The 13,002-nt window shown below is 42.4% G+C and carries 4 protein-coding genes; all 4 read right to left on the reverse strand.

Features of this window, described 5'->3' with window-relative positions; all coding sequences use genetic code 11:
• Window positions 1–626, reverse strand: a 626-nt coding sequence (locus tag HT699_RS07455) for an Rpn family recombination-promoting nuclease/putative transposase (protein ID WP_240149886.1), incomplete at its 3' end; no start/stop codon positions are given.
• 100 nt (window positions 627–726) lie between these two features.
• Window positions 727–2,415, reverse strand: coding sequence for an alpha-L-fucosidase (locus HT699_RS07460; RefSeq protein ID WP_138699466.1), 1,689 nt, complete (start codon window positions 2,413–2,415; stop codon window positions 727–729).
• Between the two features lies 1 nt (window position 2,416).
• Window positions 2,417–6,205, reverse strand: coding sequence for a sugar-binding domain-containing protein (locus HT699_RS07465; RefSeq protein ID WP_172934223.1), 3,789 nt, complete (start codon window positions 6,203–6,205; stop codon window positions 2,417–2,419).
• 237 nt (window positions 6,206–6,442) lie between these two features.
• Window positions 6,443–12,727, reverse strand: a complete 6,285-nt coding sequence (locus HT699_RS07470; RefSeq protein ID WP_172934224.1) for a ZmpA/ZmpB/ZmpC family metallo-endopeptidase — start codon at window positions 12,725–12,727, stop codon at window positions 6,443–6,445.
• Between the last annotated feature and the right edge of the window lie 275 nt (window positions 12,728–13,002).

Here is a 13,002-nt window from a genome sequence, read left to right on the forward strand (position 1 = left end):
CTGATGGCTCGCTCGGGTTCCTGAGTAAAGGGCTTATTACCAAAAAACTCCAACCACGGCTTGCGAACCTCGTCTTTGCTGGTTTCTCTGTATTTTTTTAGTTCCAAGAACGCCATCTTAACCAGATGATTTTCTTGTCCATTATTGGTGATGGTTAAAACCTCACCTGTCGTATCCTCGCGCATACTAAAACTATGAAAAGCTAGGTCATCTGAAAAGTAATTGCTGTCCACAATTGCGATAGCGTATACTGGTGCAATGTGTTTGTAGCTCTGGTGAGTATTTCCTTCTTGCTGGCGGATTTTTTCTAGGTTTTGATTGACCTGACTGCACAGATAAGCCCACAGGCGATTGATGAAAAAATTCTGATGATGGACTTGAATCTCAATGATTACTTGAGTACCATTATCTAGTTCAGCTAAAACATCTATACTGGTATAGAAATCCTGTGCCGAGTACGGCAGGGAAGGCAAGACGTGAATGTTGCTTCCCTCCAAAATGGTCACATTTTTAGCTGGCAAGTCCAGCATATCGCGAATAAACTGACAAGTGATTTCTGGGTTGCTGAAAATTTTCTTAGCAACCAAGTCATTAGTTGGGCTAATGCCCGGATGTCTTAAAATCATCCATTTCCTCCTTTTATTATACCATAGTTTTAAATCTAGGTTTACTAGATTTACTGCTACTATCTATTTATTCGGAAAAGAAATGAATTGTAAAGATATTTTATCTCGTTTCAACTAAAATATGAGCTTGATCAACCAACTGTCCATTAACAATCAGATTTAGATAGAAATCTAAGGTCTTATCAGCAACAAAATACAGGGTTGGTATGCACAAATCTTTTTTGCTTTCTCCAGTTTGGAATTGAAGGACTTGAATCTCGTCCTGATAGGCGACACCATGGACACCTGTCCCCGGTTGAATCGAAATCTTAGCTTCCAAAGGAGTACTACTTTCGCTACGTTCAATCCTAAAATGAAGAGTCTCTCCCTTTGCCACAGCTAGGCTTTTTTCTGCAAATGCTAATCCCTGAACAACTTCTTTTTTTGATAAGCTAGGAGTTTTATAGAGGGAAATCTTGGTCAGTACAGGTAAATCCTGTGACTCTGTAATCATCACGCGCACCTTCTGTGCCTCTACTATCGGCCCTCGCAAGAGGCGCTTATGACCAACTGTGAAGCCCCTGCCAAATTCCTGCCAGACACCATCCACCTCTACTTGCACATGAAAAGCAGCGATTCGTTGCCCTAGCTTCAAATCTTCTCTTAACTCAATTACATCAAAAGTTTTAGGCGCTCCCAAGTCGAGTTCTAACTGGATAGGCAAGCCTACATCGCTTGCCCAAGAACTGGTCTCAAGGCCATCTGTCAGATGATGACAAGCAAAGTCTGCGGAAAGAGCTGGACCAGATACCTTAGCTCCCAGAGCCAAATCTTCTTTATAGAGCTCATTGCGATAAGCCGCAAATTCATAGAGGCGTTCAATATCCTTTCCATCAAAGAGCCCATCTTGATTCGGCGGAATATTGAGCAAGAGAGGCATGCCCCTCCCTACCGAGTGAAAATAAATCTCGACCAACTCCTCAAGAGACTTAGGATCCTGATCTTCATGGTAAAACCAACCCGGCCGGATGGAAACATCTGCCTCACCGATTGAAAAAATCGTACCCGAGGGATCCCCATGTTGAAGATAGTCCAACTCTGCTTCTGTCCCTAGTTTATCAGGATTCACCTTTTGCCACAGGGGATCACCAGCATATCCTCGTTCATTGCCAATCCAGCGGATACTGGTGCCTTCTGTTGAAAAAATTAAGCAATCTCCCTGCAGGTCACGAATGGTTTCAAACCATTTTTCAAATTCATAATTGATCTTTTGAGCACCCTCTCCTCTGGCACCATCCATCCAGACCTCAGCAAATTTCCCTCCATTTCCATAAGCAGGATTTGATAAAATCTCCTTCAGCTGAGCCAGATAATAGGCATTATAGTCCGCTTCTCGGTTCACATGATAGAGCGGGCTGTGGGCATCCCAGGGTGACAGGTAGACCCCCATATCCATATCAAATTCTGTAGCAGCTTGAGATACTTCAAGGAGCAAGTCCCCCTCTCCATCCCTCCAAGGACTGGCCTTAACCGAATAATCTGTGTGAGCCGTCGGATAGAGGACAAAGCCATCGTGGTGCTTGACCACCAAAATCAACTTCTTAAAGCCCGTTTCCTTGAGCACGCGAATCCACTCACGCGCATCTAACTGTGTCGGGTTAAAGTGTTCAGGATCCTCCTGACCTGTCCCCCATTCCTGGTCATAAAAGGTATTAGGCCCAAAATGGATAAAGGCTGCTAGTTCATCCTCTAAATACGCTAACTGGGCCTGACTAGGCAAGGGGCCATGCGGTTTTATTGCTCTTACCATACTACTTCCTATCTACATTTTTCTTTACTTTTTTGGCATACACTTGCAATTCTGTTAAGGCTAGGGGGCTTGCCAAGTTTTCAAATCGAAGACGAAGGGCATAGGTTTCCACCTTGTCAAATTCAAAACGAAGCTCCTCATCCTTGTCACTTGACACTTTTCGGATAGCTGATACAGGGCGCCAATTCTCCTCTTGTTTGAGCAGAGAATCCTTGTCCAAATGATTGGGAGTCCGAGGCAAGCTAGGCTCATTCCCTACATAATAATCGATATGGGTAGGATCCACCGCCACGTAGTCTTGATTTTCGACATAATACAAGGTCACATTATCCACAAATCGCGGTTTTAAAATCCCTGCATCTCCAAAAAGAATGCCGACATTGGCTTGCTCTGACTTGGCAATCCAAGTATTGGCTGTCGATTTCTTCCGAGAAATGACCTTGTCATTGAGGTAAGAGACTGGGTGATTAGGCTCTGAGTGGGAAGCAAATACCAGAGGCAGGTTGGATCCTGTCCACTGATTGGAAATGACTTCCCCATCTACACTGGCATCTGTCACATGAATGGTGACTGTTGCTGGCAACTCACAGCCCGCTACTTGTCCTGTGAGCACACTTTCTCCTACCTGAGCATAGACTTGAGGTTCGAGTTCATCCCAAGTCACCTTGGCCGTATCTCGTCTGCCATCTGATAAGACTAGCTTGACTCGGTCTGGTAAATGTGGGACTTCCTTGACAAGCGTCCAAACCCTTTCAGGCTCAATAGCGCAAATCCCTTGGACACAAATCTGAGCAGAAACCTTTAAATCCAGCCCTTCTAGCTGGCCATATACAGTAAATTCATGAAATTTTTCCAAATCTTCTTTAGGAATTTCCTCCCAGACAACCTTGACTCGTTTTGCACTACCAGACTCATAGTCCACCAAAACTGAAGATGGAAGCTGTGGATAAGTTCCCTTAGCTGTATATAAGCGAAGTGGTCGTACAGAAACTGCTTGCCCTAGTGAGGTATTTTCTGCCACCTGCAGATGTATTTGATAGGTCTTTCCTTGATAAATAGCACTGATAGCCAAGTCCCCTGCAGACAAGCAATGAAGCACTCCCTGCTTGATAATGGCGTGGGCACTACCACTCGTCTCCCAAATCACTTCACTATTCCCCACCTTGTTCACAGGGTTATCCACAGTTTGTGGATAAAGTCCAATGGCTGGGGAATCCCCTTCTTGTAATCCTGACTGCTTGTCCACTCGAATCTCAAATAAGCGCTGATTTTTCACTAGCTGGCAATCAAAAGTCTCTCCCACTAAAAGATCAAAACTTGCTGGCTCTAGCCCTCTAGCACTGGCTTTTACTCTCACTCGACCTGCCTGCTCCAAGCTCTGAACCAAAAGTACACCTCTGCCATGAAAGGCTTTCCTCTGAAACCGAGCATTTTTCTGGGCTTGGTAACGTTCACGACTGGCCTGCCTACCATTATCCACACCTACAATACGAGCAGGGCCTTCAATTTTAAAATGAAGCTGATTGGAAGCAGTCGGCACCCAATTTCCAGCTTGGTCCAATACATCAAAATAAAGATAGAGGAGATCTTGCCCATCTGGCTCCAGTTGTGTTTTCTCGGCATGTAAGCCGATTTGGGCTGGCTTACCTGCAGTCACCACCTTATCTTCTGCCACAAGCTGACCTTGACAGTCATAGGCCACAGCACGCAATTCTCCCGGTTGATAAGCCAAAGGCCATTCGAGATAGAGTTGGTCAGAACCTTCTCCCTCTTGGTATTTTCTGCCATCTGAAGTCCATTTCTCCTGAAAGGTCTTCCTACCTTGAGATTTTCCATTGAGAAATAGCTCTACTGAACCAGCATTTGAATACACTCGAACAAGGATATCCCCATACTTATCCACAACTTGTTGATAACTCTTGTGGATTTCCCAATTCCAGTGAGGTAGGATATGAACCATGGGATACTGATCTAGGTCCAACCACTGACTTTGATAGAAATAATAGTCATTTTTAGGAATCCCTGCCGTATCCACAAGCCCAAAATAGGAACTCTTTACAGGCATGTCATTTTGATTGTGCCAAGGAGTGGGCTCACCAATATAGTCCACTCCTGTCCAAATAAACTGACCCGCATAGTCTAGCCGATTTCTATCTGCTATCCAAGAAGCCGTCGCTGTCTTCCCCCAAGGAACTCGATCATTTCCATAGTCTGACTGTTCAAAATTCCGCACGCGGCGATTATCCCCAACCCATTCCTTAGCTGGGCGAAAATAGCTATCACGCGTTCGGGTAGCCGATGAGGTTTCAGACCCATAAAGTTGCCACTTAGGATGTCTTTTGCGAATCCCGTCAATATTATCTTCCGAGTAATTTAAGCCCACCACATCCAGCAAATTGGCTATCTTTTCATGACCTCCAGAACCATCGCCAAAGCGGAATTGATCCATTCCCATGGTCACAAAACGACTCTCATCCACTTCCTTGACCCTTTCTAGCAAGCGTTTGATCGTCTTCAATGAATGAGCATCTCCATTTGCTTCGCTGACTTCGTTTCCCAAGGACCACATAAAAATCGCTGGATTATTCTTGCCACGCTGGATCATAGTTCGCAAATCGTAATCTGACCAGAAATCGCCTGCTTTCGCTTCTGGATGAGTCGCTTCTTCCTCAAAAAAGCGACCATAGTCATATTCTTTCTTGCCTCCATACCAGGTATCAAAGGCTTCTTCTTGGATGAGTAGCCCCATTTTGGCAGCCACATCCAGCAAGATACTACTAGCTGGATTATGGGTGATTCGGATCGCATTGACGCCCATTTCCTTCATCTGGCGCAATCGTCTCTCAGCAGCTGACCTGTTTTCCACAGCTCCCAGCGCTCCGTAGTCATGGTGCAAACACACCCCATGAATCTTCAACCAGTGGCCATTTAGAAAGAAACCCTTATCCGCTTGCCAATCCATATAACGGTAACCAAAGGTCTCCTCTTCTTCATCAACCAAAATGCCATTTTTGTAAAGACGAGTCTTCAATTGGTAAAGGTGAGGGGAATCAATATCCCAAAGCAAGGGTTGAAAAATTGATATGGCTTGTTGGAAAGAATATTTGTCCCCAGACTCAATCACTAGAGAGTCTGTCTCCTGCCAGTCTGACAGCTGCTGCCCATCATACCAGATACTCTGTTCTAAATACACCGACACGGACTGAGGCCCATCATTTGAAACCTTACTTGTAAGCTGAGTTTCCACCCACCCAGCTCTTTGTTCCTTTAGCTTGGGACTTTCTATCTTAATCCCATATAAATCCAGATGAACTGCATCTGTAATCAACAATTTTACTTCTCGGTAGATACCACTACCCGAATACCAACGACTGCTAGGTTGCTGATTTTCCACAAAAACCGCAAGCTGGTTGGCCGTCCCATCATTTCTTAGATAAGGCGTGATATCATAAGAAAAGGGTGTATAGCCATTGGGATAATAGCCCAGCACTTGCCCGTTGATATAGACTTGGGCATTCATGTAAACCCCGTCAAAGAGCAAACGCACCGATACAAGACTGGCATCTTCTTCCAAGTAAAACTGCGTCCGATACCAGGCTTGACCCCCGTTTAACTGACCACCCTCATTTTGCGCTGGCGAATACTGGTCAAAATCATTGTAAATACTCCAGTCATGTGGCACTTGAATAGCCTGCCAATTTTCCCTCTGAAAATCCGGGGCCAAGGCCTCTTCTTTCCCCACCTCTTGACTAAAAAACCAGTGATTCCGTAAAACTTCTTCTCTTCTCATACAAGCATTCCTCGTTAAACAAGTCTATTGACTTGACTATAGCACAAAACAAAAGCGCTTTCAAGGCTTCCTCCATCACTCCCTAAATCCTCAGAAAAGATTCTATAATTTGTGGAAAAGTCTGAACATCACTCCATGTTCAAGCAAACTGTCATTTTCAAGAAATAAGGTCAAACCTTACAAGAGAGCAAAAAACACCTCTCTGAATGTTCATTCCAGAGAGATGTCCCTTTTGTCTTAACTATTGTAAATCGACTGTCTAAAGTCATCTGAATCTTTGAGATAAGCTTTATAAATCGCTTTTTTCAGTTTTTGAACTGGGGTTTCGATAAACTCAAACTTTTTAGCCGTGGTATTGCCTGCTTTTATCTGGGCTAGTTCAGCTAAAACAGCTTTATTCATAAGCTCTTGTAATTTTTCTTTACTATCAATCACTTCTTCTTTTCCATTGTAATTTATAGTAATTAGTTTTAACTTACCTAATTTCTCAACACGCTCAGTTATTTGCTCTTTTTTGAAAGCTGCGTAAGATTTTCCTAGAATTTTTTCAAAAATATACTTATCGGATAATGGTTTTCCTGCCGCTTCTGCTTCTACTTTAAACTGATTCGATACATAAGGTACGAATCCCTCATAATATCCTAGAGCACCCATAAGTTCAAAGGCTTGTTTTCTAAAGGTGATGTCCCCACTCATACCAGAGTCATTTTGACTAACACCATAAATGGTATCAAACATATCAACGGTATAGTAACCATTTGGTGCAATTTTATCTTTATCCTTAAAACCAGCAATGATATAACGATTGACCAGGATATGATTGTCAATCAAACTATCAATACCTGTCAATTTTTTGGCATCTTCTAAGGTCAGAGCTTGAATCTCCTCACTCTTATGAGTCGGTTTAACTGCTGTATTACGGTAATCTATCCATCTTCTAAATGGTGAACTAATCGGAACTATTTTCTTGAAATATTTAGTTTTTTCTTCATCAGTTAGATTTTTCGTTGCCTCAGCTTCTAGATAATCTAGAGTATAAAGGACATCAAAACTTCCCTTCATGTAAGATTTCAAATCTTCTGCCGTTTTAAATCGATCAGGTGTCTTATTGTAAAATCCATCCTTATCACTCTCATCATATACAAAGTTGAGATTGAAATAAGTATCCTTTTCTGGATTATAGGAGTTTTCAAAAATACCACGCGCATAAAACTCTGCGGCTGTACCATCTCGACGACCGTGATTATTAAACAAGACCGTTCTATCTAGTAAGTGCGTCATTTCATGAGAATAAGTCGCTGAACCTCTATCATCCAGAACTCTATCTATAAAGTAACGGACACCTAATCCATTAGCCTCAGCTCCCACCTTACTTACTGGAGAATAGTAATTCATAGGAGTCATAAACTGGTCGACCCCCTTATCAGCTCCACTACCAGCAGCTGGTGACCAAGTGCTATCAATCTGGGCATTCGGATTACTTGTATATTTCTTCATCGTATCAATAATCAAGCGATTTGTCAGCAACTTATCACGATTTTCTGGTTTTGTTATACGATAAAGAGTATCAACATAGTTGGCTTGTTGTACAGCCGCCTTTTCAATTAAAGACTTGACTCTAGCAAGCTCAGCCTGGTACTTAGTTGGATTAGACTGGGCGAGAGAAGTATCTATATAGGAACCAATATTACCGTAAGTAATCGTCGCCATATTACTAATCACATAAACATTTGGTTCTTTCACATTCAAAAGTCCCAAAATAGCAGCCATATTAGCCTCTTGTTTACGAGGATCCTTTTCCCCAGCTGTCAACTTGCTATACAGCCCGACATGCGCTGAAGGATTTTCCTTAGATGATTTTTCAACAATCATAGCTTGGCTAGATTTTTTAAGCCAAGTATCCGCATCATCTGACGTAAAGAGTTGGCGATTGCTGTCTAAAAATTCCTTCAAGCTAGCCTTACCTGTAATGGTAGATAAATATTTTGTAAATGTTTGAGGACTATTGGTCAATTTCATCTCTTCATAAGACATGGATCCTAATTTTTTCAAACTAGCCAAGGCTGTCATTGTCTTATTGCCAAATGAACTTGGATTAAAGGCCAGAATATCACGAATATTCGTGTCCCCAAATTGAATATTATAAAAACGATTGATATAAGACAGTCCCAACAAAATCTGCTCTTTGTATTGCTCCAGCTCTTGTTTGACCTTGCTGCGATTTTTAGGGGTATCTCCTATAATTCCTAATGTATGCGAGGCAATCTTTTTGAAACTTGACTCAGCTTGCCTCTTCGTCTGATCAAAGCTTTCTTGGATTGACAGTTTTTGAAGATACTCTATGCGCAACATATCTTTGACCTCTTGGTCAGTGATATTTGGGTGTGTTTTTCTGAGCGCAATTCTCCTTGTTATAATATCTCGAGGATCATAGACAGGCTCCAACTGTGCTTTTAGTTTACTGTCATGTAAGAAGTCTACTGACCTCGCGCTTGTGGTCAGAGCAGACACATCCACAGCATCTTCTCTCTCACTATTTGTTGGAAGGATGTGTGGTTTATCCTCCTGACTACCAACTAAAACAACTCTCGGTTTCATTGGTTTTGTTATTTGACTCACTTCTCGAGGATTAACCAATTCACCAGTTTGTTCATTGATAGCGTAGGTTCTGGTCAGTGTATTCTCACCAACTTCTCCTTCAGAGGCTACCTTTTCCATCTTTTTAGCAAGAGAAGAATCCTCTCTTCGTTCCTCAGTAACAGCAATCGGTTGTATTACTTTTTCCACATTACCAACTTGAATCACTTTATCGACTGCTGGATTTACTTGTCTAGTGGTGTCAGATACCGTCACCTGACCTGTTGCCTGGTCTAGTTGATAAGTCGTCCTAGTTTCCACCGAACCATCACGCCCTGCAACCGCTACTTTCTCTTGTCTGAACTCCAAAGCAGGATTCACCTGGTAGATCGTTTTATGAGATAGGACAGTAGTTTCAACACTCGGTTTAGTTCCAACTTCTACAACTTGATCAACTTTATTAACTACTATTTTGACAGTTTTATTCTCAGAAATATTTCCACTTGCTTGATCTTTAGTATAGGTAGTAGTAACTTGTTCTTGTCCCTCAACACCCGGAATTTTCACTCTTGTAACGCCGTGGTCTAGTGCTTCATTCTTTTCATAAATGGTTTCATAAGGAACGACTTTGGTCTCTACTTTTGTCTGAGGAAGTTGAGTGTCTTCTTTAGTACCAACCAAGATTACTTTTTGTCGCATAGCTTTAGTTATTTCAGTTTTCTCAATTGGATTTGTTAACTCTCCTGTCTCCGGATTAACTTCATAAGTTTTAGTGACGGTTGTTTCCCCTTGCTCACCTGCATCTTCAACCTCTTCTTTTCCTTTTGGAAGTTCAGGGTTATCTTTTCTCAACTCGGTGATTTCTATAGGTGACACGATCTTTTCTACATTTCCAACTTTTACTACTTTGCCTTTAGCTGGAGTGTTTTCTGTTGTAGTTTCTTCTGAGATAGCTCCTGTTTCTTGATTTACTGTGTATGTTGTAGTTGATACTGTACGCCCTTTTTCACCTGGTGTTTCTACTTTTTCCTTATAACTTAGCGTCTCATCTGCTACATATCGTGTTTCAAACGGAGTATCCTTTATTTCAACCTTAGACTTAGTTCCTACTGCCGTTATTTTCGCTTGCATTGGCTTAGCGACTTTTGTCGTTACATCTGGCTCAGTCAAGTCTCCTGTTTGTTCATTTACTTTGTAAACTTTTATTGTTGTCGTTTCTTCGTCCTGACCTTGATTTCTGACTTCTTTGACACCTTTATCAAGTGACTCATCCGCAACAAACTGTTCACCTCTTTTGGTTGTTGAGGTTGTTTCTTCTACATTTCCAACCTTAACAACTCTATCTACTGGATGTTTTTCTATCTTTGTTGAAGTGTTTTCTACTATTTTCCTAGTACTTTCATCAAAACTGTAAGAAGTAGTTGTCACTTCCTTACCATTTTCGCCTGTTACTTCTACTCGTTGCTCTTTGTAATTTAAGGCTGGTGAAGCTTTATATGTTGTTTTATATTCCAATACTTTTTCTTTCGTTACTGGACTTGGGACAGTTGGTTGCACTTGTGAATCTGACTGTTCTTGGGGAGATAAGGGTTCAGGCTGAACAGCTGATTCTGGTTCGTTTCCTTGACTTGGGTTGACCTCTGGAGATGGAGCCGTTTGTTCTGGTTGTTTTTGGGTTTCTTGTGGGGCAGACTCACCAACATCCTTTACCCCCTCAACTGGATTCTCCAGCTGGTTCTCCTCACCCTTTTGTTCCGCAGGAGATTGATCTTCTTCGCGTCCTGATTCCACGGCTGGGGTTGCTGGTTCAGAATCTTTGGTCTCAGCAGTTTCTTTAGATGGTTGATTGGACTCAGTATCTTGTTGGGCAAGAGTTTGATTCTCCTCGCCCCCTGATTCCATGGCTGGGCTTTCTGGCTCAGAATCTTTGGTCTCAGCAGTTTCTTTAGAGGGTTGCTTAGACTCAGTACCTTGTGGGGCATGAGTTTGATTTTCCTCACCCCCTGATTCCACGGCTGGGCTTGCTGGTTCAGAATCTTTGGTCTCAGCAGTTGCTTTAGATGGATGATTAGACTCAGTACCTTGTGGGGCAAGAGTTTGATTCTCCTCGCCCCCTGATTCCATGGCTGGGCTTTCTGGCTCAGAATCTTTGGTCTCAGCAGCTACTTTAGATGGTGGCTGGGACTCAGTACCTTGTGGGGCAAGAGTTTGATTTTCCTCGCCCCCTGATTCCATGGCTGGGCTTTCTGGCTCAGAATCTTTGGTCTCAGCAGCTACTTTAGATGGTGGCTGGGACTCAGTACCTTGTGGGGCAGATTCACCAACATCTTTTACCCCCTCAACTGAATTCTCCAGCTGTTTCTCCTCACCCTTTTGTTCCGCAAGAGATTGATCTTCTTCGCGTCCTGATTCCACGGCTGGGGTTGCTGGTTCAGAATCTTTGGTCTCAGCAGTTTCTTTAGATGGTGGCTTAGACTCAGTACCTTGTTGGACATGAGTTTGATTCTCCTCGCCCCCTGATTCCACGGCTGGGATTGCTGGTTCAGAATCTTTGGTCTCAGCAGTTTCTTTAGATGGTTGATTAGACTCAGTACCTTGTGGGGCATGAGTTTGATTTTCCTCACCCCCTGATTCCACGGCTGGGATTGCTGGTTCTGGTTGCTTCGGCTCGGCTTTGGGTTTGTCAGGTGTTTGTTTCTCTCCTGGTGTTGCTTCTGTACCCGGCGTTTCTTCTGCTCCTGGTCCTGGTTGTCCTATTCCATCAGCTGGTTTTTTCTCTGTTTCATTCTCTACTATTGGAGTTTTTTCAGGTTGAACTGGTCTACTTTCCTCAGATTTGGGTTCAACTTCTTCCTTAGTCCCAACTGCAATCACCTTGTTCACCGGTTCTTTTGTGATTATATTTTCTATAACTTTGCTAGATTTTTCCCCGTTAACGATAGTGACTTCCGTATAGGTGGTGCGTTCACCAACAACGCCTTCTTGAACAACTTTAGTTTGCCCTTTAGCTAAGGTTGCATCTTCTTGTTCTATCGTTTGGAAAGCAACCTCCTCTGTAGTGACTAGCAATTCTGGTTTCTCTACTGTGGCATTTAACACGCCTTCCTCAGGACTTGTTTTATAATCACTATTATTTTCTGCTTTCGGTTGTTCTCCTTGGGGATTTCCTGCAACTTCTTCCTTAGGCCCTATAGGCACAATTTCATCAGGAGCTTCAACAATTTTCTCAACTGCGTAGGATGGTTGAGGAGATTGCACAAGGTCTTCAGTCGAGCTAAAATGAGATGCAGTCTGTGGTACAATCTTCTTAGATTGAGGTTCTGAACTTTCCTCCTTTTGAGATAATGCTGGCGACTCTACCTTATCAACAGTAAGTTCCTTGTTACTACTATCTCTTACCAAATAATATCCCGTAAATTCGTATCCTTGGACTCTTTCAGGACTTGGTAGAAACTGACCTTCTACTCTCTTAACAAGGGCTGGTTGCAATTCTACCAAATTTTCTAAAGCAGAGATGGATGCTCCCCAACCACCAACAGCAAAGACTGTCACAAGGAAGTAAGACGCTCCCCTTTTTCTCTTGATTAAAGTGAAGGAAAGCAATAATAATCCTGCTCCCAAGATAAACATCCCATCATTAGAAAACAGACCTGTTTCTGGTAATCTTGTAGCCAATTTTCGATAGATAAAGTAGTATTCTTTTCCCTCTTTTACCTCAATCTTATTTTCCTCAAACAATTGCAACTCAGATTTTAGCTTTTCAGGTAAATCCTGCTCATCCAAATAATGACTTGAAATTAGTGTTGAACTCGTTTCGGTAGCCTGTACAGGCTGAGCACCCATACCAGCAAAAAATAAACTCGTTCCTAGCAAGACCGAGCAAGCTCCTATTGCATATTTCCTCAAAGAAAAACGCTGCTTTCTCTCAAATTGAAATTCTTCCATCCCATCTCCCATCATTCATTATTACTGTATATTTAGTATATCAGAAATAGTCTATATTCACAAATCTTTCTAGTTATTCCCTTATCATTCCAAGTTAAGGGCAACAACATACAATAATTTTTATTTAATACTCTTCGAAAATCTCTTCAAACCACGTCAGCTTCGCCTTGCCGTAGGTATGGTTACTGACTTCGTCAGTTTCATCTACAACCTCAAAACCATGTTTTGAGCTGACTTCGTCAGTTTCATCTACAACCTCAAAACCATGTTTTGCG

It is taken from the genome of Streptococcus sp. 1055 (genome assembly GCF_013276815.1).
GTDB classification, from domain to species: domain Bacteria; phylum Bacillota; class Bacilli; order Lactobacillales; family Streptococcaceae; genus Streptococcus; species Streptococcus pseudopneumoniae.